This is a genomic window from Desulfovibrio aminophilus DSM 12254, assembly GCF_000422565.1.
Classification (GTDB): Bacteria; Desulfobacterota; Desulfovibrionia; order Desulfovibrionales; family Desulfovibrionaceae; genus Aminidesulfovibrio; species Aminidesulfovibrio aminophilus.
Genome location: NZ_AUMA01000007.1, coordinates 239,059 through 260,835, shown reverse-complemented (window position 1 = coordinate 260,835; position 21,777 = coordinate 239,059). Strand labels below are relative to the sequence as shown.

General features: G+C 63.0%; 20 protein-coding genes. 5 read left to right on the top strand and 15 right to left on the bottom strand.

From position 1 onward, the window contains the following. Positions 1-3: 3 nt before the first annotated feature. From H587_RS0104835 to H587_RS17305, 6 genes are read right to left on the bottom strand one after another with little or no spacing between them, the layout of a single operon-like run. A complete protein-coding gene (locus H587_RS0104835) occupies positions 4-807 on the bottom strand; it encodes a tetratricopeptide repeat protein (RefSeq protein ID WP_027175309.1) in 804 nt (267 codons plus the stop codon). 30 nt (positions 808-837) lie between these two features. Then, positions 838-1,962, bottom strand: coding sequence for a glutamine-hydrolyzing carbamoyl-phosphate synthase small subunit (carA, locus tag H587_RS0104830; RefSeq protein ID WP_027175308.1), 1,125 nt, complete (start codon positions 1,960-1,962; stop codon positions 838-840). Beyond that, positions 1,962-2,693 carry a 3-deoxy-manno-octulosonate cytidylyltransferase gene (gene kdsB, locus H587_RS0104825; RefSeq protein ID WP_027175307.1) on the bottom strand — a complete coding sequence of 244 codons (732 nt, stop codon included), beginning with the start codon at positions 2,691-2,693 and terminating at the stop codon, positions 1,962-1,964. The genes carA and kdsB overlap by 1 nt, the downstream gene beginning before the upstream one ends. 20 nt (positions 2,694-2,713) lie before the next feature. Continuing rightward, complete coding sequence (locus H587_RS0104820; protein WP_027175306.1) at positions 2,714-3,985, bottom strand: 3-deoxy-D-manno-octulosonic acid transferase; 1,272 nt, start codon at positions 3,983-3,985, stop codon at positions 2,714-2,716. Positions 3,986-4,001: 16 nt separating this feature from the next. After that, complete coding sequence (locus H587_RS0104815) at positions 4,002-4,925, bottom strand: D-alanine--D-alanine ligase family protein (RefSeq protein ID WP_027175305.1); 924 nt, start codon at positions 4,923-4,925, stop codon at positions 4,002-4,004. Next, complete coding sequence (locus H587_RS17305; protein WP_084630416.1) at positions 4,910-5,536, bottom strand: HDIG domain-containing metalloprotein; 627 nt, start codon at positions 5,534-5,536, stop codon at positions 4,910-4,912. The genes H587_RS0104815 and H587_RS17305 overlap by 16 nt, the downstream gene beginning before the upstream one ends. A 239-nt stretch (positions 5,537-5,775) precedes the next feature. Between H587_RS17305 and H587_RS0104805 the strand changes: the two genes are divergently transcribed. The 4 genes from H587_RS0104805 to H587_RS0104790 all read left to right on the top strand — a co-directional run bounded on the left by H587_RS0104805 (position 5,776) and on the right by H587_RS0104790 (position 9,942). Further along, the gene (locus H587_RS0104805) at positions 5,776-6,093 is read left to right on the top strand and encodes a TusE/DsrC/DsvC family sulfur relay protein (RefSeq protein WP_027175304.1); all 318 of its coding nucleotides are present in this window, start codon (positions 5,776-5,778) and stop codon (positions 6,091-6,093) included. Between the two features lie 125 nt (positions 6,094-6,218). After that, the gene (hypD, locus tag H587_RS0104800; RefSeq protein WP_027175303.1) at positions 6,219-7,313 is read left to right on the top strand and encodes a hydrogenase formation protein HypD; all 1,095 of its coding nucleotides are present in this window, start codon (positions 6,219-6,221) and stop codon (positions 7,311-7,313) included. Between the two features lie 2 nt (positions 7,314-7,315). Continuing rightward, a complete protein-coding gene (gene hypE / locus H587_RS0104795; protein ID WP_027175302.1) occupies positions 7,316-8,320 on the top strand; it encodes a hydrogenase expression/formation protein HypE in 1,005 nt (334 codons plus the stop codon). 143 nt (positions 8,321-8,463) lie between these two features. Further along, positions 8,464-9,942, top strand: a complete 1,479-nt coding sequence (locus tag H587_RS0104790; protein ID WP_027175301.1) for a B12-binding domain-containing radical SAM protein — start codon at positions 8,464-8,466, stop codon at positions 9,940-9,942. Between the two features lie 136 nt (positions 9,943-10,078). Here H587_RS0104790 and pdxA read toward each other — a convergent pair whose 3' ends face one another. From pdxA to H587_RS0104745, 9 genes are all read right to left on the bottom strand, one after another. Further along, complete coding sequence (gene pdxA / locus H587_RS0104785) at positions 10,079-11,053, bottom strand: 4-hydroxythreonine-4-phosphate dehydrogenase PdxA (protein ID WP_027175300.1); 975 nt, start codon at positions 11,051-11,053, stop codon at positions 10,079-10,081. Positions 11,054-11,061: 8 nt separating this feature from the next. Beyond that, positions 11,062-12,972 carry a 1,4-alpha-glucan branching protein GlgB gene (gene glgB, locus H587_RS0104780; RefSeq protein ID WP_034608554.1) on the bottom strand — a complete coding sequence of 637 codons (1,911 nt, stop codon included), beginning with the start codon at positions 12,970-12,972 and terminating at the stop codon, positions 11,062-11,064. Between the two features lie 2 nt (positions 12,973-12,974). After that, on the bottom strand, positions 12,975-13,178 hold the full coding sequence (locus H587_RS0104775) for a hypothetical protein (protein ID WP_027175298.1): 204 nt from the start codon (positions 13,176-13,178) through the stop codon (positions 12,975-12,977). A 114-nt stretch (positions 13,179-13,292) separates the two neighbouring features. Continuing rightward, positions 13,293-14,756 (bottom strand): glycogen synthase GlgA, encoded by a 1,464-nt coding sequence (gene glgA, locus H587_RS0104770; protein ID WP_027175297.1) that lies wholly within the window; start codon positions 14,754-14,756, stop codon positions 13,293-13,295. Between the two features lie 7 nt (positions 14,757-14,763). Next, positions 14,764-15,246 carry an NUDIX domain-containing protein gene (locus tag H587_RS0104765; protein WP_027175296.1) on the bottom strand — a complete coding sequence of 161 codons (483 nt, stop codon included), beginning with the start codon at positions 15,244-15,246 and terminating at the stop codon, positions 14,764-14,766. Between the two features lie 683 nt (positions 15,247-15,929). Continuing rightward, complete coding sequence (locus H587_RS17300) at positions 15,930-17,471, bottom strand: BCCT family transporter (RefSeq protein WP_051202444.1); 1,542 nt, start codon at positions 17,469-17,471, stop codon at positions 15,930-15,932. Positions 17,472-17,531: 60 nt separating this feature from the next. Then, complete coding sequence (locus H587_RS0104755) at positions 17,532-17,804, bottom strand: hypothetical protein (protein ID WP_027175295.1); 273 nt, start codon at positions 17,802-17,804, stop codon at positions 17,532-17,534. Between the two features lie 11 nt (positions 17,805-17,815). After that, complete coding sequence (locus H587_RS0104750; RefSeq protein WP_027175294.1) at positions 17,816-18,820, bottom strand: DMT family transporter; 1,005 nt, start codon at positions 18,818-18,820, stop codon at positions 17,816-17,818. 30 nt (positions 18,821-18,850) lie between these two features. Continuing rightward, the gene (locus tag H587_RS0104745; protein ID WP_156904449.1) at positions 18,851-19,594 is read right to left on the bottom strand and encodes a sulfotransferase-like domain-containing protein; all 744 of its coding nucleotides are present in this window, start codon (positions 19,592-19,594) and stop codon (positions 18,851-18,853) included. 302 nt (positions 19,595-19,896) lie between these two features. Between H587_RS0104745 and H587_RS0104740 the strand changes: the two genes are divergently transcribed. After that, positions 19,897-21,315 (top strand): sigma-54 interaction domain-containing protein, encoded by a 1,419-nt coding sequence (locus H587_RS0104740; RefSeq protein WP_027175292.1) that lies wholly within the window; start codon positions 19,897-19,899, stop codon positions 21,313-21,315. Positions 21,316-21,777 lie beyond the last annotated feature (462 nt).

The window sequence follows — 21,777 nt, the reverse complement described above, 5'->3', positions numbered from 1 at the left end:
CGGTCACTTCCCCATCATCTTGCGGGCGAAGGCCAGCATCTTCTCGGCTTCGGCGAAGCCGGGGTTGACCTTCAGGGCGCGCTGGGCGGCCTTCTCCACCTCCGGCCACTTCTTCCAGTCGATATACAGCCTACCGACGTTGAAGAGCAGGTACTCGTCGTTGTCCGCGATCTCCTGGGCCTTGAGGTAATACTTCTCTGCCGTGGCGAAGTCCTGCATCTTGCGCAGGACGATGCCGATGCGGTTGTACAGGTGGATGGCGTTGGGATCGTGGCGCAAGGCCTCTTCCAGGTAGCCCAGGGCGTCCTGGTAGCGGCCCACTTTGAGAAAGCGGTCGGCGATGTCGGCCTTGAGGTCCGTGTCGTGGGGGAATTCGGCCACAAGCTGGTCGAAAAGGAGCTTGGCCTCTTCGTACTTCTGAGCGTCAAGCTTGGCCTGGGCCTGGGCCAGGCTCTCCATCTTGCGGCGCTCCAGTTCGGCCAGATCCTTCTTGGCGTCCTCGGTGACCAGGTTCTGCATCTCCTGGAGCAGCTCATAGATCGAGTCCAGAAGCTCCTTCTCGGCCCCCGGAGAATACTGGATGACCAGAGGGTAGATCTTTCGCAGTCCTGGGTCGGAATTGAGCGCGGCCACGGCGTCTCCGAGCAGCTTGGCGAACTCGTCCTTCTCGCTCTTCATGAGCGAGGACTTGAGGATGAGGATGAGGGCGTCATGCACGGCCTGCACCGCGGGCATGCTCTTGCCCTGCTTGAGCTGGGTGCGGACCGTGGCGAGCCGCTGGCGGGCCTTGATGAGTTCCGTGGACATGCGCTTCCCTCCCCTGTGTGACGTGCGGTCCTACTTGCCCGTCTCCCGGCGGACCAACTCCCGGAACTTGGCCATGAAGCATTGGCTGTCATGCGGCCCCGGTGCCGCCTCCGGATGGAACTGGATGGCGAGGATGGGTCTGTCGCGGTGGGCGAAGCCCTCCAATGTGCCGTCGTTGAGGTTCCTATGGGTCATCTTCAGGGAGTCCAGGGCGGAGATATCCACGCAGAAGCCGTGGTTCTGCGAGGAGATCTCGATCTTGCCTGTCTCCAGGTCGAGCACGGGATGGTTGCAGCCGTGGTGGCCGAACTTGAGCTTGTAGGTGGTCCCGCCCAGGGCCAGGCCCAGGAGCTGGTGCCCGAGACAGATTCCGGCCACGGGATAGTCCTTGATGAGGTCGCGGGCGGCCTCCACGGCCGTGGTCACGGCCGCCGGATCGCCGGGACCGTTGGAGAGAAACACGGCGTCCGGAGCCAGGTCGCGCACCTGGGCCGCCGTGGTGCAGGCGGGCACCACCAGCAGATCAAAGCCCTGCCCGGCCAAAAGGCGCAGGATGTTCCACTTGATGCCGAAATCATAAACCACGAGCCGGGGACCGGAGCCGGACCAGTCGTACCCCTTGTCCGTGTCCACCGGACGGGGAGCCGCGTCGTCCCAGGCGTAGGCCGAGCCGCAGGTGACGCGTTCGACCAGATTCAGACCTTCCATGGAGGGGATGGCCCGAGCCCGGGCGATCATCTCCTCGGGCGAAAGATCCTCGGTGGTCATGTAGCCGCGCTGGGCCCCGTGCAGGCGCAGGTGGCGGGTGAGGGCCCGGGTGTCGATGCCCTCGATGCCCATGACGCCCGCCCGCTCCAGGTATTCCGGCAGAGGCATGGTCGAACGCCAGTTGCTGGGGTTCTTGCAGCATTCCTTGACGATGAAGGCCGCGCACTGGACCCGCGACGACTCCACGTCCTCGGGGTTGACCCCGTAGTTGCCGATGAGCGGATAGGTCATGCAGACCATCTGGCCCACGTAGGACGGGTCGGTGAGGATCTCCTGGTAGCCGGTCATGCCGGTGTTGAAGATGACCTCGCCTTCGGCCGCGCCGTGGCCGGTGAACGAAGCGCCCTCGAAACGGGCTCCGTCTTCGAGGGTCAGAACGGCTTTCATCAATTCTGCTCCATGAGGATGTTGCGCACGATGTCCAGGTCCTGCGGCCTGTCCACGGCGTGTGCGGCGCGGTCCGTCAAGGCCACGCGGATGGGAATGCCGTTTTCCAGGAGCCTCAATTGCTCCAGCTTCTCGCGGATCTCCAGGGGCGCCTGCCCCAGGGCGGCGAAGCGCCGGAGCGCCTCCATGCGAAAGGCGTACAGGCCGACATGCAGGAGATGCCCGCCCTCGCCCCAGGGGATGGCCGCGCGGGAGAAATAAAGCGCATTCCCCTTCCTGTCCAGCACGACCTTGACCCGATCCGGACTGGGAGCCTCCTCCGGGTCCAGGGCCCGAGCCAGCGTGGCCACCCGCACCTCGGGGTCGGCGAAGGGCGCCACGACTTCCGAGAGCATGGCCGGGTCCAGGGCCGGTTCGTCGCCCTGGATGTTGACCACCACCGCATCGTCGGGCACGCCCAGGGCCAGGGCCGCCTCCAGCACGCGATCCGTGCCGCTGGCGTGGTCCGCCCGGGTCATGAGCGCGGGCACGTCCAGGCTCCTCGCCGCATCAAGAATGCGCTCGTCGTCCGTGGCCAGAACCACGCGCTTCAGCTCCGGGCAGAGCGAGGCGCGCCGATGCACATGCCAGAACATGGGGCGTCCCAGGATGTCGGCCAGCGGCTTGCCCGGAAAGCGGGAAGAGCCGTAGCGCGCCGGGATGACGCCGTAGCATTCGGGGAGTGTCTTCATCGGGCCGTACCGGCTCTCCTCTACTCGTTCTGAAGCCATTGGGCAATACGCCCGCAGACCTCGCGCGCACCGCCGCTTTTCCCGGCGGCGTGCTCCATGGCGGCCCGGCGCACGGTCTCGCGGGCGGGAGCGTGCTCCAAAAGATCAGCCAGAATGCGGATCGCGCCGCGCGCGTCGGCCGCCTCGCGCACCAGCCCCTGGTCCAGCAAATCCCGGCCCACCCAGGAAAAATTGGACCAGTGCGGCCCGATGACCGGCACCACTCCCGCGCTCAGGGGCTCCAGGAAATTCTGCCCCCCCAGGGGCTTCAGGCTGCCGCCCACGAAGGCCGCCCGAGCCAGGGCATAGGCGTGGCCCAGTTCGCCGAAGGCGTCCCAGAGCAGAATCGCGCCGGGCGAGGCCGGTCCCCGGAGCGCGGAACGGCGGACGCAGGGCAGGCCCGCGCGCCGCAGACGCCGCTCCCAGACCGCCACTCGGTCCATGTGCCGGGGAAACAGGCCGAGCACCACCCTCGGCGAGGCTTCCAACAGGCCCCTCGCCAACTCAAGCACGTCCTCCTCCTCCTGGCGGCGCACCGAGCCCAGGACGACGAAAGGCGCGTCGCCGGGCAGCAGGCCGCGCAGGGGATTGTCCCCGGAGGGGGCCGAGGCCCGGGCCAGGCGGCCGAACTTGATGTTCGGCATGAGCCGGACCCGCTCCAGCCCGAAAAGCGCGGCGAAGCGCTCCCGGTCCTCGGGCGACATGGCCAGGATCAGATCCGGCCGCAGCAGCCGGGCGGCCCCGGGCACGGCCCGGTAACGCGAGAGACTTTTCTCGGTCATCCGTCCGTTGGCCAGGAGCACGCGCGTCCCGTGGCGACGGCAGGCGGCCAGGAATCCCGGCCACATCTCGCTCTCCAGGAGCACGGCCACCTCCGGGGAGACGGCTGCCACGGCCCGCTCCATGATCGAGGGGGCGTCGAAGGGGAAATAGCGGGCCTGGACCCGAAGGCCTTCGGGCAATCCGGGATCAACGGCCGCCTGTTTCAGGATGCCCAGGCCCTGGCGGGTGTTCGTGGTGCAGAGCACGTCCAGCCCGCCCTCTCCCGCAGGCGTCAGGCAGCGCAGTACATCCCAGGCCAGATAAGCCTCGCCGCCCGAGGCGGCCTGGATCCAGATCCGCGCACGCGGCGGCGGCCCGGAACGCAGCGTACGTTCCTCCAACCCCTCGCGCAGCCTCGCGTTGCGGGACAACAGCGGAACGGCCAGCTTCCAGGCCAGGTCGTAGCAGAATTCCAGAAGGGGACGGCTCATACGGACGCGCCGGACCTCAGCTCCGGGCGCGGCCGCCGCGCTCCTCCAGGCCCAGCCGGATGAGTTCGGCGATGAGCGCCGGGAAGTCCAGGCCCGTGCGGGCGGCGGCGCGGGGCACGAGGCTCGTGGGCGTCATGCCCGGCAGGGTGTTCATCTCCAGCAGATGGGCCTTCTCGCCGTCCCAGATGAAGTCGCCCCGGCTGTAGCCGGACAGTCCCAGGGCCCGGTGCGCGCGCAGGGTCAAATCCTGGACGATGCGCGCGACTTCATCCGGCACGGGCGCGGGACAGATCTCGTCGGCGCCGTCGGCGGCGTACTTGTTCTGGTAGTCGAAGAAGGCCGAGCCGTGCTTGGGCTTGATCATGATCAGCGGCAGGGGGGTCTCGCCGAGCACGCCGCAGGTCAACTCCGTGCCCGGGACCATGCACTCCACCAGGGCCGCGTCGTTCATGCCGAAGACCAGCTCCAGCGCGGGCCTCAGCTCACCGGCCCAGCGCACCAAGCTCATGCCCAGGCTCGAGCCGCCGGAGTTGGGCTTGACGAAGACCGGCAGAAGCAGATCCTCGGCGGCGGAGACGCCGCCGTGTTCGCTGGCCAGGGCCCATTCCGGCGTGGGGATGCCTTCGGCCTCGAAGACCTCCTTGGCCGCGGCCTTGTTCAAAGCCAGGAACGAGCCCTCGGGCCCCGAGCCCTGGTAGGGACAGCCCGCCTTGTCCAGGATGGCTTGGACCAGACCGTCCTCGCCCGGGGAGCCGTGCATGTTGATGAAGGCGAAGTCGTGCCTGCGGGCCAGGGGCAAAATCTCGCGGAACCGGCGGGCCGGATCCAAAAAGGTCACGGAATGGCCGAGGGACTGGAGCGCGGACTCGATCTGCCGCGCCCCGGACAGGGACACCTCGCGTTCGCTGGACCAGCCTCCCGCGATCAGAAGGACGCGCATCGCAAATCCACCTCAAGTGCTTCGCTGAAAAGCCGTTCCACCTGAACCCCCTGCTCATGGGTGGCCAGGATGCGGGCCCGGATGGCCTCGCTCATGCCGTATCGCTCCATGAGATCCTCGAACCGCTCGTCCATGCCCACCAGTTGGTCATGGGCCACGCGCTTGTCGCCGTACAACACGCACAGCGGCGTGAAGTCCCGGGCGAGATCGGCCTCGAAGGGCCAAAACACGTGGTGCATGACGCCCTGGGCGATGCGCGGATTGCCGGTGTGTTCCATGACCCAGGAGGCTCCCAACTGGCTGTGGCTGCCGCCGTAGCGGATCGTGTAGGTCTTGGCCAGGTCATGCAGCAACGCCGAGGCCCGTACCGTGGCCACATCCACGTCGAAACCGCGCTCCCGGCCCCTCTCGGCCAGGAAGGCGGCCACACGGGCGACCAGCAGGCTGTGGGCCCGGATGTTGGGCAACATCTCGTGAAAATCCCACAGCTCCCGGCAACGCGCCTCGTCGGGCGCGCCCCAGGCTCCGGCTCCGGCCGGAACGGGCGGAGCGGCCAGGGGGGGCAGAAGGCCGTCGAGAACGCCTCCGGGCCGGGGAAGAATCGTGCGCATGCTCATGACGTCGGGGTTGGAAGGACGCTCCGACACAGAACCTATCAGCCTGTCGGACAAAAATAAAGCGCAACGTGACCCGGCTCCGGCCAATCATGAGCGGACACTTTTCCCTTGCCATTTTCACCCGGGACAAGTAAATGCGACTCTCGTGCCCTGGCAGATGAACGGCCGCCTTCGCGGCTGCCCGACCGCGCCTCGGCAACCCATCGTGTCAACACATCGCGAGGAGGAATCCAATGGCTGTTGTGGAATTCAAGGGCAAGAAATTCGAGGTGGACGAGGACGGCTTCCTGCAGCGCTTTGACGACTGGAACCCGGACTGGGTCGAGTACGTCAAGGAGTCCGAGGGCATCAAGGAGCTGACCGACAACCACCAGAAGGTCATCGAGTTCCTGCAGGACTACTACAAGAAGAACGGCATCGCCCCCATGGTCCGCATCCTCTCCAAGGTGACGGGCTTCAAGCTGAAGGAAATCTACGAGCTGTTCCCGTCCGGTCCCGGCAAGGGAGCCTGCAAGATGGCCGGTCTTCCCAAGCCCACGGGCTGTGTCTGATTCATACGCCCAGCGTGCATGCAAAAGGCGGAGCTTGCTCCGCCTTTTTTATTTGAACCGCACGGAGAAAAGGGCTATGAAGGCCGGAATTTCTTCAAGCCCAACATTTCCCCCGAGGTGATCCCGTGAGCCGAGAACTGCTGGAGCAATTCCACGACCCCGCCCTGTGCCGCGACCTCCTCGACCGCCTGCGGGCCGAGCTGTCCGGCGAACTGCGCTTCATGGAGGTTTGCGGCACGCATACCGTGGCCATCTTCCAGAGCGGCCTGCGTTCCCTGCTGCCCAAGGAAATCGTGCATCTTTCAGGCCCGGGTTGCCCGGTCTGCGTGACCCACGAGTCCGAGGTCAACGCCTTCCTGGACCTTGCCGGCACCCCCGGCGTCATCGTGGCCACCTTCGGCGACCTCATGCGCGTCCCCGGGCGCAAGGGCCACAACCTGAAGAGCGCCCAGGCCGACGGCGGCCGGGTGTCCGTGGTCTACTCGCCCTTCGACGCCCTCAAGCTGGCCCAGGACAACCCCCGCGACACCGTGGTCTTCCTCGGCGTGGGCTTCGAGACCACCGCGCCCACCGTGGCGGCCACGGTGCTCATGGCCCGGGCCCAGGGGCTGAAGAACTTCAAGGTCCTCTCCTTCCACAAACTGGTGCCCCCGGCCCTGGAAGTGCTCCTGGCCGACAAGGGCACGCGCATCGACGGCTTCATCCTGCCCGGCCACGTCTCGGCGGTCATCGGTCTGGCGCCCTATCTGCCCATCGCCGAACGCTACGGCAAGGCAGCGGCCATCACCGGCTTCGAGCCCGTGGACATCCTCCAGGCCCTGATCTTCCTGGCGAAATGCAAGACGGAAGGCCGCGCGGAAGTCACGAACCTCTACCGACGGGTGGTCTCCGACGCGGGCAACGCCAAGGCCCGGCAGATCATGGAGCAGGTCTTCGATCCGGCCGACGCGCTCTGGCGCGGCATCGGCCTGATTCCCGGCTCCGGCTTGGAGTTCTCCAAGGAATTCGAAGAATTCGACGCCAAAAAGCTTTACGGCATCACCATCGAGGATTGTCCGCCCCTGCCCGGCTGCAAGTGCGGCGAGGTGCTCAAGGGCCGCATCCGACCCGACGAGTGCCCGCTGTTCAAGAAGTCCTGCACCCCGGCCAAGCCCGTGGGGCCCTGCATGGTCTCCACCGAGGGCTCCTGCGCGGCCTACTTCAAATATCAGGTGGAATAAGCATGTCCGACAAAATCCTTCTGGACTACGGCAGCGGCGGCCGGGCCTCTCATCGTCTGGTGGCCGACCTCTTCCTCAAGCACCTCGGCAACCCGGAACTGAACCGGCTCAACGACGCGGCCCGCCTGGAACTCAAGAGTCCGTTGGCCATGAGCACGGACACCTTCACCGTGGACCCGATCTTCTTCCCCGGCGGCGACATAGGCGGCTTGGCCGTGCACGGCACGGTCAACGACGTGTCCATGCTCGGCGCGGTCCCGCGCTACCTGACCTGCGGCTTCATCCTGGAGGAGGGCCTGGAGCTGGCGGCGCTCGAACGCGTCGTGGCCTCCATGGGCGAGGCCGCCCGGGAGGCCCAGGTGCTGGTGGTGGCCGGAGACACCAAGGTCGTGCCCAAGGGCGCGGTGGACAAGATCTTCATCAACACCACCGGCATCGGCGAGATCTTCGTGGAACCCGCTCCCTCGGGCGAACGCGCCCGGCCCGGTGACGCCATCCTGGTCACCGGCAGCGTGGGGGACCACGGCCTGGCCATCCTCTCCACGCGCCAGGGCCTGGCCTTCGACACGCCCGTGGTTTCGGACGCGGCCTCCCTGAACCACTCCATCGCCCGGCTGCTCCAAGCCGTGCCGGACGTGCATGTGCTGCGCGACCCCACGCGCGGAGGCCTGGCCACCACGATCAACGAGATCGCCCTGTCCTCCAACGTCTGCTGTGAGCTGGAGGAGACGGCCATCCCGGTGCGGCCCGAAGTGCGCGGCGGCTGCTCCTTCCTGGGCCTGGACCCGCTCTATCTGGCCAACGAAGGCAAATTCCTCTGCTTCCTGCCCGAGGCCCTGGCCGAAAAGGCCCTGGACGTCCTGCGCGCCGACCCGCTCTGCGCCGGAGCCGTGCGCATCGGCACGGTCACCGACGCTCACCCGGGCAAGGTGGTGCTCAAGACTCCGCTGGGCGGCACGCGCCTGCTCAACATGCTCGAAGGCGAACAGTTGCCGAGAATCTGCTGAACCGTGACAATGCCCCCAAAAGCCCCGGCCGCGCCCGACGCGACCGGGGCTTTTTCTGTCCACAAGCGGTCGCCGCCTCTTCACCTCGCCCCGGCAATCCGCTATAGGAAGGTCAAAGGGAACCGGAAAAACGGAGGCGGGTCATGAACATCCTGCTGATCAATCCGAAATATCCCGAGACGTTCTGGAGCTTCAAACACGTCCTTCGTTTCATTTCCAAGAAGGCCGCCTTTCCCCCTCTCGGGCTGCTCACCGTGGCCGCCATCCTTCCCGGCGGCTGGCAAAAAAAACTCGTTGATCTCAACGTGGAGCCGCTGACCGACGCGACGCTGGACTGGGCCGACCTGGTCTTCGTCGGGGCCATGCTCGTGCAACGAGAGAGCGCCCAGGAGGTCATCGACCGGGCCAAGGCCGCGGGCAAACGCGTGGTGGCGGGAGGCCCGGCCTTCACCGCCGCCCCCGAACTCTTTCCGGGCGTGGACCACCTCGTGCTCAACGAGGGCGAGATCACCCTGCCCATGTTCGTGCGCGATTTCCTGGCCGGAACGCCCCAGCCCCGCTACACCTCGGACGAGAAACCGGACATCGCCAAGACCCCGGCCCCGCTCTGGCAGCTCATCAAAATGAAGAACTACGCCACGATGTCGGTGCAGTTCTCACGCGGCTGCCCGTTCAACTGCGAGTTCTGCGACATCATCGTGATGAACGGCCGCGTGCCGCGCACCAAGTCCCCGACTCAGATGCTCGGCGAGCTGGAAACCCTGCGCAAGGCGGGCTGGCGCGGCTCGGTGTTCATCGTGGACGACAACTTCATCGGCAACAAGGACAAGGTGAAGACCTTTCTGCGCGAACTCATCGTCTGGCAGAAGGCCAGCAAATTCCCCTTCACCTTCTTCACCGAGGCCAGCCTGAACCTCGCCCAGGACGAGGAACTCATGCGGCTCATGAGCGCGGCCAACTTCCACAAGGTCTTCCTGGGCATCGAGACGCCCTCCCTGGACAGTCTCAAGGAGTGCAGCAAGCTCCAGAACACGACCCTGGACCTCGCCAAGGCCGTGAACGCCATCCAGTCCAACGGGATGCAGGTCATGGCGGGGTTCATCGTGGGCTTCGACAGCGACACGGAGCGCATCTTCGAAACCCAGATGCAGTTCATCCAGCGGATCGGCGTGGTCACGGCCATGGTCGGCATGTTGGCGGCCCTGCCCGGTACGCGGCTCTGGCACCGGCTCCAGGCTGAGGACCGGCTCCTGGGCGAAACGAGCGGGGAGAACACCGACGGCAGCCTGAACTTCATCCCCAAGATGGGCGTGGACACCCTGGTCAAGGGCTACAAGGACCTCGTGAACTCCCTCTACGCCCCGAAGGAGTACTACGCCCGGGTGAACACCTTCCTGAAGCACTACCGGCCCACGGCCTTCTCCCGGGTGACCTGGAACGAAACCGTGGCCCTGTTCCGCAGTTTCTGGACCATCGGATTGCGCTCCCACGCCCGGCTTCTCTACTGGAAACTCATCCTCAAGACTCTGTTCACCAAGTTCAAGGCCTTCCCCACGGCCGTGGAAATGGCAATATGCGGCCTGCACTTCGAGAAGTGCGCCCGCCGGATGCGCGAGGAATAAAAAGAAATACGCTCCGGCCTTCCGGCCTTTTTCCATGATGCCCACATGCGACGGCGCGTCCGCCGGGCCTTGCCCGGCGGACGCGCCGTCGCATTGAAAGGGGTCAAGGGGCCAGTGGCCCCTGGCCGCCGGAGGCCTATTTTTTCCCCTTCTCCACCAACTTCTCCAACAGCTCGTAAGCCGCGACGAAGCTGTCCAGGCGGGCCTGGCCCGTGCCCACGAGGTCGTAGCCCGTGCCGTGGTCCGGGGAGGTGCGGGGAAACGGCAGGCCCAGGGTGGTGTTCACGGCCTCGCCGAAATGCAGAAGCTTGAGCGGGCCGAGTCCCTGGTCGTGATACATGGCCAGGACCGCCGAATAGCGCCCCTTGGCCGCGAAGTGGAAAACCGTATCCGCGGGCATGGGCCCGGCCACGTTCAGCCCGAGGGCGCGGGCCTCCTCGATGGCCGGGGTGATGACCTCGATCTCCTCCCGGCCGATGCGGCCCCACTCCCCGGCGTGGGGATTCAGACCGCAGACCGCCACGGGCTCGGGCAGGCCCAGGCGGCGGACGAAGGCGTGCGTCAGCAGAAGGCAGTTGAGCACGGCTTGGTGGGTGACGAGACGCGGCACGTCGGCCAGCGGCGGATGGGTGGTGACCAGGCTCACGCGCAGGACCGGACCGCAAAGATGCATGCAGTGGCCCTCGGGCCCGGTGCCCAGGCGTTCGGCCAGGAACTCCGTGTGGCCGGGGAAATCGAACCCGGCGGCCTGAAGCATGGCCTTGTTCAACGGGCAGGTAAGCAGCCCATGGGCCTGGCCGGAGAGCAGGAAACGCACGGCCCATTCCAGACTGAATCCGGCGGCGCGACCTCCAGCCACCGTGGCCTGGCCAGGGGGCACGTCCAGCCCGGCCAGTTCCGGCGGCTCGAAGAGATAAAGCCCCGGACGCCCGGGCCGGGCGGAGGGATCATCCAGGCGTTCGTAGAAGGGGTCGCCCAGGCGCGCCAGGGAACGCTCCGGGCCGATGAGGATCACCGGGCCCTTGGGCGCGACGGCGGCGAAGAAACGCCGGACCAGCTCCGGGCCCAGGCCCCCGGGATCGCCCAGGGTCAGACAGATGGTCTTGGTCATGGGAAGGATCATCCTTGCGTGAAGGCGACGGCGGCCAGGGGCGGCAGGGTCAGGGACAGGCTCCAGCCCCGCCCTTCGCGGTGAAAGGCCTCGGCGCCGCCGTTGTTGCCCAGGTTGGAACCGCCATAGATGGCGGCGTCGGAATTGAGGATCTCCCGCCACCAGCCTGGGCCGGGGCAGCGCATGGCGTAGCCCTGGCGCGGCACGGGAGTGAAATTGAAGACCCAGAGCACGGAGGCCTGCCCCGGGGCCTTGCGGGCGAAGCCCAGGACCGAGGCCTGGTTGTCGGCGAAGTCCATCCACTCGAAGCCCTGCCAGGAGTGGTCCTCGCGGTGCATGGCCGGAAGGGCGCGGAGCAGGCGATTCAGGTCGCCCACCAGCCGGGACACGCCGGTGTGGGTGTCGAAGTCGTGCAGAATCCAGTCCAGCTCGATCTGGGAGTTCCACTCGTTCCACTGGCCGAACTCGCCCCCCATGAACAGGAGCTTCTTGCCCGGATGCGCCCACTGGTAGGCCAGGAGCAGCCGCAGGTTGGCGAACTGCTGCCACATGTCGCCGGGCATCTTGGAGAGCAGCGCGCCCTTGCCATGGACCACCTCGTCGTGGGACAGCGGCAGCACGAAGTTCTCGGTGAAGGCGTAGATCATGGAAAAAGTCAGCTTGTTCTGGTGAAAGCTGCGGTGGATGGGCTCGTAGTGGAAATAGTCCAGGGTGTCGTTCATCCAGCCCATGTTCCACTTGAAGGTGAAACCCAGGCCGCCGGTGTAGGTGGGACGGGAAACCCCGGCCCAGGCCGTGGATTCCTCGGCGATCATGGCCGCGCCGGGAAAGTGGGCGTGGACCACGGTGTTCAGCTCCTGGAGCAGGTGGATGGCCTCCAGGTTCTCGTTCCCGCCGAAGGCGTTGGGAATCCACTCCCCTTCCTTGCGGGAGTAGTCCAGATACAGCATGGAGGCCACGGCGTCGATGCGCAGCCCGTCGATGTGAAATTCCTTGAGCCAGTAAAGGGCGTTGGCCAGCAGGAAGTTCTTCACCTCGTTGCGGCCGTAGTTGAAGATGTAGGTGCCCCAGTCCGGGTGTTCGCCCTTGCGCGGGTCCATGTGCTCGTAGAGCGCCGTGCCGTCGAAACGTCCCAGACACCAGTCGTCCTTGGGGAAGTGCCCCGGAACCCAGTCCAGGATCACGCCGAGGCCCGCCTGGTGGCAGTGGTCGATGAAGTCCTTGAGGTCTTCGGGGCGGCCGAAGCGCGAGGTGGGGGCGAAGTAGTGGCTGGTCTGGTACCCCCAGGACTCGTCCAAGGGGTGCTCGGCCAGGGGCATGAACTGGATGTGGGTGAAGCCCAGGTCGCGGACGTAGGGAATGAGCTCGTCGGCCAACTCGGACCAGGCAAGAAAACGGCCGTCGCGGCGACGCCAGGAACCCGCGTGGACCTCGTAGACGGACATGGGTTCACGCAGGCGGGGACCGACGGCCCTGCGGGCGGCCATCCAATCCTGGTCGCTCCACTCGTGGTTGTCCAGGGTCCAGGCCACGGCCGCGTTGCCCGGGCGCATCTCGGCGAAGAAGGCCACGGGGTCGGTCTTCAGGGCCAGATGGCCGGACTGATGCCGCACCGCATACTTGTAGAGCGTCCCCTGCTCGAGACCTGGGATGAAACCGGCCCAGATGCCCGAAGAGCCCACGGGATGCAAGTGATGGCGCTCGCTGCGCCAGCCGTTGAAGTCCCCGACGACGCTCACCGCCCGGGCGTTGGGAGCCCAGACCGCGAAACGGTAGCCGGAGAGGCCCGCAGCCTCGCCTTCATCGGGGGTGTGCGGGTGCGCCCCGAGGATGCGATGGAGATCCCAGTGTTCGCCCCGGCCGAAGAGGTGGAGGTCGAAGGGGGGGATGTAGACCGGAATGGTCCGGGACGTGTTCACTGTCAGTTGTCTTCGGCTGCGGACTGCTTCATGCAGTCGTCGTAGAACAGGCACTCCGACTGATCGCAGAACCCTCCCTCGGCCCGGCCGTAGCAATCGAAGTTGCCCTCCGCCCTCTGAATGGCGCGGATGGCGTCCTTCTTGCTCATGTTGCCGATCTTGACCTCCATTCTCCTGGCCATGGCGCGGACGTCCTGCATCTTCATTTCCCTGCTCCTTTGGGTCGAAGACCCAATGCAAGCGGTTTGACCTCAATACTTGCGAATGTAGTCATTTCCAGCGCGGCAGGCAAGGGCGTCGCGAAATCTTCACCCGCCGTCTCACTCCAGACGCGCGCCGATGTCGCCATAGAGCTTGATGTAGTCCCCCGCCGAACGCTCCCAGGTGAAGGCTTGGGACATGGCCCGTTCGACCATCGCGACCCAGGCGGCTTTCTCCTCCCGCCAGAGCTTGATGGCCAGGTTGATGGTCCAGAGGAACTGCTCGGCATTGGGCTCGGCGAAGGTGAATCCCGTGGCTGCCGGATCAGGATAGGGCCTGATGGTGTCGATGAGCCCGCCCACGGCCGTGGCCACCGGAATGGCCCCGAAACGCAGGGCGTACATCTGGGTCAGGCCGCAGGGTTCATAGCGCGAGGGCATGAGGAAGATGTCCGAACCGGCCTGGATGCGGTGGGCCAGATCCTCGGAATAGCCCACCACCACGGCCAGACGGCCGGGGTATTCCTCGATGAGCTCCAACAGCCGCGCCTCATGCTTGAGGTTGCCCTCGCCGAGAACCACGACGCCCACCTGCTTCTTCATCAGCCGAGGGATGATCTCCGTGAGCAGGTCGATGCCCTTCTGCCCGCGCATGCGACCGATGAAGCTCAGCAGAGGCTTGTCCTCAAGCTGGTCCGAAAGATAGAGTTCACGGATGAGCGACTTCTTGCACTCGCGCTTGCCGTCCGGATCTCCGGGGTTGTACGAACAGGGCAGGAACTTGTCGCCGTCCGGATCCCAGACGTCGTAGTCAGCGCCGTTGAGGATGCCCCGCAGCACGGCCCGCCGCTTGTTCAGAATGCCCTCCAGGCCGCAACCGAACTGCGGGGTGAGGATCTCCCGGGCGTAGGACGGGCTCACCGTGGTCACGGCGTCGGCGTATGCGATGCCCGCCTTGAGCAGGTTGAAGTCCCCGAAGTACTCGGCTCCATCCATGTGCCAGGCCGCGTGATCCAGGCCGCATTCCCAGAACAGACGGGAGGAAAAGCGGCCCTGGAAGGCCAGGTTGTGGATCGTCATGACCGTGCGGGTGGCCGCCCAGCGGGGCTCTTTCTTGCGCAGGAACGAGACGTAGGCCGGGGCCAGGGCGGTCTGCCAATCATGGGCGTGGATCACGGCCGGCGGCTCGGGCAGCCGGGAGGCGAACTCCAACGCCGCCCGGCAGAAGAAGTTGAACCGCTCGCAGTTGTCGAAGTAGTCGCCGTCGTAGGTATTGTAGTAGAAGCGCCGGTCGAAATACTCGCCCCGGGCCAGGAAGTAGACCGGCATGCCGTGGTAGTCGGTCTGGTAGACGTCGGCCGTGACCGGAGGCCAGGGGTAGCCCACGGGAATGTGCGACTGGGTCAGGCGAAGCTTGTAGCCCGCCGTCGAGAGCCGCCCGTACATGGGCGTGAGGACCGCCGTGTTGATCCCCTTGCGGTGCAGCGCCAGGGGCAGCGCGCCCAGCACGTCGCCCAGGCCGCCGGTCTTGGAAAAGGGGTACATCTCCGAAGCGAGAAAAAGGACGAGGGGCTTTCCGGCCATGGCTCTCTCACGACCCGGCCAAGCCGGGGCTTGCGGGGCCGGGGTTCCGGCGTCCGAGGTCACGGGCGAAATCTTCCAGGATGCGGGCATGATCGAAGGCCAGCGGCGGCAACTCCCCCAGGGGAAAGAAGCGGGCCGAGCGGGCGTCGTCGCCCCCCCGCAGATCGGCCGGATTCGCGGCCTGGGCCGTGTAGACCACGCTCAGGGTGTGCCCGCGGGGATCGCGGGCGGGATCGGAATAGACCCCCAGCAGACCCGTGAGGACCACGCGCAGGGCCGTTTCCTCCCGCACCTCGCGCACGGCCGCCTGCTCGCAGGTTTCGCCCCGGTCCACGAATCCTCCGGGCAAGGCCCAGCCCAGCGGAGGATTGGCCCGCTCCACCAGGACCACGCCCAAGGACGGATCGAAGATCACGGCGTCCACCGTGGGCAGGGGATTGCGCGGCTCCGGCAAGGGAGCGCCGCAATGCGTACATTTCCGGTCGTTCATCGTGTCGTCTTTCCACTTTCCGCGAGGGGGCGTCCCGCCGCATCGCATACTTTGTATCATACCGGAACTATTGCCACCGCACAATGTCACGAAAGATGAGAAAAACCAGTTTTACCAGATTATCATACACGCTTCAGGAAATCTCGAGCTGCTGAAAACGAAAAGGCTCCCGGGGACCACCCCCGGAAGCCCATTTCGTGCTTCGGTGCAAAAGAAAGGATGCTTGAGTTATAGCAGGGAGCGTGCCAACTTCTGACGACGGACCAATGATATTTTTTATACAATGAATTAAGAGCAATAGCGCAAAGCCGCACGGCAAGCCCGCCGCGTTCCGCCGGGCGGAACAGTTCCACTTTTTGCACCCTCCACAGCCACGGCCAACAACCCGCGCCCCACATCACATCTCAACATGTTGCTTCAGCAGGACAAAACAAAATCATGCCCGGTTCAGGCTTGAAGAAGGAAAAACTGAACCTCACCCGTCCTGCCGCCCGTCCTCCCTGCCGAAGGGAATCGCCGGGCGCCGAAAAGGAAAAGGTCCCGCTTCATTTGAAGCGGGACCGGGGCGGGACTCACTGCCATCCACTCAGAGATGGCGCTGAACTGCCGTCGGAAGCAAGGATCCGCAGGCAAGGAGGTAAGCGGATCCTTGAAGGGGCGGCATAGGGTTTTGGCGGAACGCGTCAGTCCAGCTTGAGTCTGCCCGATTTCTTGTCCTGGCCGATCACCTTGAACAAGGCCACAACCATGAGAACCGATATGATGGTCATGGGAATGGCCGCCACGTTGACGCAACCCTTGAGGGCCGACAATCCGCCGACCTTGAGCAGACCAGCCGGTATCACGGCCAGGATCACGGCCCAGAACATGCGGTGGGCGCAGGAAGGCGTGGCTTTCTCGTCAAGGTTGTCCGTGCAGGCCAGGGCGATGGCGTAGGCCGAGGAGTCGAGACTGGTGGCGAAGAAAATGACGGAAAAGACACAGAAGCTCAACAACATCAAGATCTTCATTGGCAGCGTGGTCAGCACCGAGGCGATGGCCGGGAAGATGCCCGCGGTCTTCATGACGTCGATGGGCGAGGAACCCGCGGCGGCGGTAAGTTGGGTGAACAGGGTGTAGCCACCGAAGACTCCATGGATGACCCACGCCCCAAGCATCCCGAAACACAACCCATGGATCACGATCTGCTTGATGGTTCTTCCCCGCGAAATTCTGGCGACGAAGAGACCGGTCAACGGAGCGTACGTGATCCAATACGCCCAATAGAACATGGTCCAGTCCTGCGGGAAAGTTCCCGCGGTGTACGGATCGGTCCAGGTGCTCATGCGGAAGAAGTTCTGCATGAAGTTTCCGACACCGTTGACGAAGTTGTCCAAGAGAAAGGATGTCGGGCCGATGACGATCACGAAGCACAACATGGCGATCGCCACCCCGACGTTGAAATTGGACAATCTGGCGATGCCCTTCTCCAGTCCCATGAATGTGCTGGTGAAATAGATCGCCGCAATGACGGCCAACACGCCGAGTTGCATGGAATAATCGGCCTGGAGGCCTGTGGCGGTGGAGAACGCCTCGGCCACCATCGGCACGGTGAAGCCCGCGATGGATATGTTGCTGGCCAGCAGACCGATGGCGAACAAAATATCCAGCGTCACCCCAACGGGCCTGCGTACGCGATCGCCGAAAAGATCATCACAGGAAGCGCTGACACGCAGAAGATTCTTCTTGCGCACGAAGAAGACGTAGCCCAGTGGCAGTGAACAGATGATGTAGAAGGACCACGGCAACGGTCCCCAATGGAAAAATGTGTAGCATCCAGCCCAAGTGAATGCCTCTGTGGATAATGGCGCGGCGTAAAACGGGGGATAAGCCAGATAATAAAGTGGCTCGGCGATGGACCAATAGAGGACTCCGCCAGCAACTCCGGTGCAAAACAGCATGGCGACCCAGGTGGGGGTCGAGAACTGAGGCTTTTCGTCGGGTTCACCGAACTTGATCTTCCCATATTTGCTGAACGCCAGGGTGAGACATATCCCCAGGGAGGCCAGCCCCAAGAGGAGATACATGGAGCCGAACGTGGTCTTGAACCAGTTGAAGAAGCCGTCGAGCGCGGCGGCGCTTTCCTTTTCATACAGCACGAGCGGAATCAGGGACAACGCCGCGAAAATCAAGGTCGGCAAGATCGTCGCCATGCTCAACTTGGGATTATTCGCTTGTTCGTTCATAAAGGACTCCAGAACGGAATATGGGCCCTGGCGAAGCCGAAGGGCCCATATGTTGTCGGGTTATGAAGCGGCGATGAATGTGAGCCGCCCCTTGCCGTATTCCGTCACACGGCAGTTCTTCACCGGGACACCGAATTCATCAAATTCCCCGGTCAAGTCCATCTCCAACAGCCCGCAAACTCGGAGCGATTGAAGATACTCGGTAATTGTCTTGCTGTTGACACAACGTTCGCCGGAGTATTCCATCTGAAGCACTCTCAAGACATCCGAGGTAGTGCGCACCCCGCCTGCGGCTATCATCTGCAGGAGCCTGAATTTGATCGGCAATTTCATGTATTACCCCATCACACCTTTCTCAGGTTGAACAAGGCCTCTTTATCCGTGAGAGCGGAGAGACTTCCGAAGAGAATCAACACGCTTCCGACGATGAGGCCAAGTGTGATCTCGCTGTCCAGAATCATCCACGAGAAGAAGATTCCGAACATGAGATGGGTGTTGTTCAAGGCGTTGGCGCGTGCTACGCCGGTCATGTTCATGGCCTTGTACCAAGCCAGATAAGCCAGGCTGCTGGTCAGGCCGATGGCCACGAATATGGACAGGGATTCCGCAGTGGTCAGCAGATCGACCGCCAGCCCGAGCCCCCCCGCCAGGGGGAGGATGATGAGAATGTAAAGCAACGCCGAAGTCAGATACCTGATGCTCAGGACCACGTCGGAGTCAAGCAGATCCATGCCGAAGGTGGAGACGACCGCCTCCATGCCCCAGGCGACGTTGGCCAACAGACCGAAGAACAACCCCCAGTAGAAATTGGGGTAGGTCTCCAGATCGGCGGGGGAATAGCTGATCACGATGGCGCCGATCACACATATTCCAATCCCCGCCAGCACTTTCGGCTGCATCTTCTCTTTGAGAATCGGCATGGCGAACACCGCCCCGAACAGAGGATACAGGGTGGCGATGCTCACGGCGTACGCGGGCCCGGCAGCATAGACCGAGAAGACATAACAGCTCATGGCGATGGGGCCGCCCAGGAGGCCGGCCAAACAGCAGAGCCTGCCGGGCTTGGTCTTGAGGGCCCGCAATATCTCGGCCCCCTTGCCCTGAACCAGACAGTTGCCTACGACCCACAGCCCGCCAAAGCCTTCCTTGCCCGCCGTGCCGACAAGGCTCGCCGTAATGGCGGAGCCTATGCCGGCGAGAGGGGCGAGAGTGAAGGCGATGGCCAGGAGTGTCGCGTCGAGACCCCAAGCGATTCCGGAGAGAAGTCCCCAACCGAGTCCCTTCTTGGCGTGGGTTAGACTCAGCCCGAGATCCGCTTTCCGTGCTTTCTCAATAGCCAGTGTCGACATCGAATGATCCTTGGCCTTTCCGTGGGTTGCTCAGTTCTTCGGACGGATGACGTGCGCCTTCAGTTTCTCGTAGAAGGGACGGTGGTGATCATACAGCGCCTGCAGGGCAGGCTTGTCCTTGATTTCGAAATCGAACTTCTCGACATTCTTCTGGATGCCGCAGGTGTTGATGGCGTCTCCATGCCACTCGGCCCAATGCTCCCAGACCTTGGGGGTGCCGGCCTTCCAGTACAGGGCCTCCTTGATGAAGGGGATGCCGCAGGCTTCGCAGTAGGCGCGCATGGTGCCTTCGGGATTGTCTTCCAAATCTTCGGCCTGAACCACGACAGGCTCCTTGCCGCTCAAATCCCGTACTTTTTCAAACAGCTTCCAGGAACATTCGAAGCCGATTTCCTCGGCGCTCAGATCCTGCTGCATCCCATAGTAGGAGCGGATGGTGATGTTGGGATCACGGATCAAAAATGTGCTGGTGATATTGCCCAAGAAAGAGTCGTCCTTCATGACGTGCGTAAAGGGCTGAAAGCTCATGTCCTTCACGAACACCGGCTTTTCCTGCGCTTCCTTGTAAATCCAATCAACGCATCCGTCATATGTCTTCGGCATGCTTTCATCTATAGTCTGATAAACGATGCCCGTCTGCCTGTTTTCACCAAAGTAGTACGGGTAAGAAAAAGGTTCATGCACTATAGCAAAATCTTTACGCTCAATAAAATACCTCTCAAATGCAGTGGAAATCGAACGGGGCACACCCCACAACAAAATAATCTGTTTCAAAGCAATCCTCCCTGTAAGTGTTTTGAACTTAAACAGAGAGAGCAACAAGCGTTCCATAATTCACAATCACTCGGCACACCATCATAACATTTTGTTTTTTTTAATATTATCACTTTTTCACTCAGGGCGTATCTCTTTCGCCCCTCAATTTGCCGCATTTCCCCGGCTCCACCATAAGTCGATGATGACTTAGAGAACAGCCTCTCTTGCGCTTGAGCCGAACATGGTTCAGAATTTTTCCAGATCAGTCAAAACAGACTCTACAAGTCAAAATTGACTTTTCGCCAATGGGAGGTTGCGGCATGTCGACCCCAAAAAACATCTGGGAACTTGATTTCACCACCCTCAAACTCATCCTGGACAACTCCTACGACGAAATCTCGCTCATCAACGCCCAGGGCGTGGTCGTGTATGTCAACCCGGTATGCGAGAAGAATTACGGCCTTAAGGCCGACGAAGTCATCGGAACACATATCGCCGAACTCACCGATAAAGGGGTGCTTGATTGCTGCATCGGAGCACAGGTCATCGAAGAAAAACGGCAGATAATCACTCAACAGAACACTCGGTCAGGCAAACACTTTCTGGTCAGCGCGGTGCCCATATTCAACGACGCCGGCGACCTCACGTTCATCGTCACCAACTCCCGCGACATTACCGACTTCAAACGCGCCCTGGCTAAAATCCGAAACCAGAAAAGGGAACTCGCTCAATTCGAAGGCAAACTCAAATCCTTGAGTCTGGAACTCATGGAATCGCGGGGCTTCATCGCCCGCAGCCAAAAAATGGAGGACGTGATTCGAAAGGCGAAGACATATGCGATGGTGGATTCAACAGTGCTCATGACCTGTGAAACCGGCACAGGTAAAAGCCTCTTCGCGCATCTCATTCATGAAATGGGAGCCAGGGCAGCCAAGCGCATGGTCTCCATCAACTGCGCCGCCATCCCCAGTGAACTCCTCGAAACGGAACTCTTCGGATACGAGCCCGGCGCGTTCACGGGCGCCGCCAACAGAGGAAAGCCGGGCATGTTCGAACTGGCCGACGGCGGAACGCTCTTTTTGGACGAGATCGGCGAACTGCCTCCCCCCATGCAGGCCAAACTGCTTCACGCGCTCCAAGACAGAGTGATACGCCGTCTGGGTTCCACGCGTGATATTCCCGTGGATGTCCGCCTGATCTGCGCCACCAACCGCGATCTGACCAAAATGGTGCAAGACCGGCTGTTCCGCCAAGACCTCTACTACAGAATCAAAGTGCTGCATCTCCAGCTTCCGGCGCTGCGGGAACGACAAGAGGACATCATCCCCCTGGCCTGCCATTTCCTGGAAAAATTTGGCGGCAAGTATGGAAAGACCCACCGGATGGAACAAGCCGCGCTCAAGACATTGAAGGCATATCCCTGGCCCGGCAACATCAGGGAACTGGAAAATGTGATGGAGGAATTGGCAGTGACTCTGCCCTCCGGCAGGGTCACGCTCGACGATCTTCCGGCCAATGTGCGCGACGCCGCGCCACGCGCTGGGTCTCAAGTCCAGGAACGCACCTTCGATCAGACGATGGAAGACACAGCCAAAACTCTTATTGTGAGAGCTTATGCGGAATACGGCAGTTCGTATGCCGTGGCGAGACACCTGAATATCAGCCAGAGCAAGGCCTCACGCCTGATCCGAAAGTACATCGGGGCTGAAAAGCGCATCAAATCCGAAGTGAAAAGATGATGGGGGCTGAAGCCGGATCCGCTCCCCCTCCTCTGCCGAATCGCCGGACGCGGAAAACGAAAAGGCTCCCGGGGACCACCCCCGGAAGCCCATTTCGTGCTTCGGTGCAAAAGAAAGGATGCTTGAGTCATAGCAGGGAGCGTGCCAACTCTAGGACGCATGTGCGCATTTATTTTTTATCCAATGAATTCAAAGTAAAATACCCATCAGCCACCAACATTGGTCCTATCCGCCAGGGGGCGAAACGGTTCCAGTTTTTGCACCTCGTGCTCGCTCTTGAGCCTCGGTCGGCGGCATCAGCGATCGCAACCATATGTTTTAAAAGCTGAATATGAATTTTGCCCAGAACCAGGCCCGGGGAAGAAAAAACTGAACCGGCCCGGCCACGTTCCGCTCAGGGCCCGTGGCGCGGGGACGCCGGACGCGGAAAACGAAAAGGCTCCCGGGGACCACCCCCGGAAG

What these genes read in the sequence shown, in the direction of transcription:
- H587_RS0104835 (WP_027175309.1), bottom strand. Translation starts at nt 807, where the DNA reads ATGTCCACGGAACTCATCAAGGCCCGCCAGCGGCTCGCCACGGTCCGC.
- carA (WP_027175308.1), bottom strand. Translation starts at nt 1,962, where the DNA reads ATGAAAGCCGTTCTGACCCTCGAAGACGGAGCCCGTTTCGAGGGCGCT.
- kdsB (WP_027175307.1), bottom strand. Translation starts at nt 2,693, where the DNA reads ATGAAGACACTCCCCGAATGCTACGGCGTCATCCCGGCGCGCTACGGC.
- H587_RS0104820 (WP_027175306.1), bottom strand. Translation starts at nt 3,985, where the DNA reads ATGAGCCGTCCCCTTCTGGAATTCTGCTACGACCTGGCCTGGAAGCTG.
- H587_RS0104815 (WP_027175305.1), bottom strand. Translation starts at nt 4,925, where the DNA reads ATGCGCGTCCTTCTGATCGCGGGAGGCTGGTCCAGCGAACGCGAGGTG.
- H587_RS17305 (WP_084630416.1), bottom strand. Translation starts at nt 5,536, where the DNA reads ATGCGCACGATTCTTCCCCGGCCCGGAGGCGTTCTCGACGGCCTTCTG.
- H587_RS0104805 (WP_027175304.1), top strand. Translation starts at nt 5,776, where the DNA reads ATGGCTGTTGTGGAATTCAAGGGCAAGAAATTCGAGGTGGACGAGGAC.
- hypE (WP_027175302.1), top strand. Translation starts at nt 7,316, where the DNA reads ATGTCCGACAAAATCCTTCTGGACTACGGCAGCGGCGGCCGGGCCTCT.
- H587_RS0104790 (WP_027175301.1), top strand. Translation starts at nt 8,464, where the DNA reads ATGAACATCCTGCTGATCAATCCGAAATATCCCGAGACGTTCTGGAGC.
- pdxA (WP_027175300.1), bottom strand. Translation starts at nt 11,053, where the DNA reads ATGACCAAGACCATCTGTCTGACCCTGGGCGATCCCGGGGGCCTGGGC.
- H587_RS0104775 (WP_027175298.1), bottom strand. Translation starts at nt 13,178, where the DNA reads ATGAAGATGCAGGACGTCCGCGCCATGGCCAGGAGAATGGAGGTCAAG.
- glgA (WP_027175297.1), bottom strand. Translation starts at nt 14,756, where the DNA reads ATGGCCGGAAAGCCCCTCGTCCTTTTTCTCGCTTCGGAGATGTACCCC.
- H587_RS0104765 (WP_027175296.1), bottom strand. Translation starts at nt 15,246, where the DNA reads ATGAACGACCGGAAATGTACGCATTGCGGCGCTCCCTTGCCGGAGCCG.
- H587_RS17300 (WP_051202444.1), bottom strand. Translation starts at nt 17,471, where the DNA reads ATGAACGAACAAGCGAATAATCCCAAGTTGAGCATGGCGACGATCTTG.
- H587_RS0104755 (WP_027175295.1), bottom strand. Translation starts at nt 17,804, where the DNA reads ATGAAATTGCCGATCAAATTCAGGCTCCTGCAGATGATAGCCGCAGGC.
- H587_RS0104750 (WP_027175294.1), bottom strand. Translation starts at nt 18,820, where the DNA reads ATGTCGACACTGGCTATTGAGAAAGCACGGAAAGCGGATCTCGGGCTG.
- H587_RS0104740 (WP_027175292.1), top strand. Translation starts at nt 19,897, where the DNA reads ATGTCGACCCCAAAAAACATCTGGGAACTTGATTTCACCACCCTCAAA.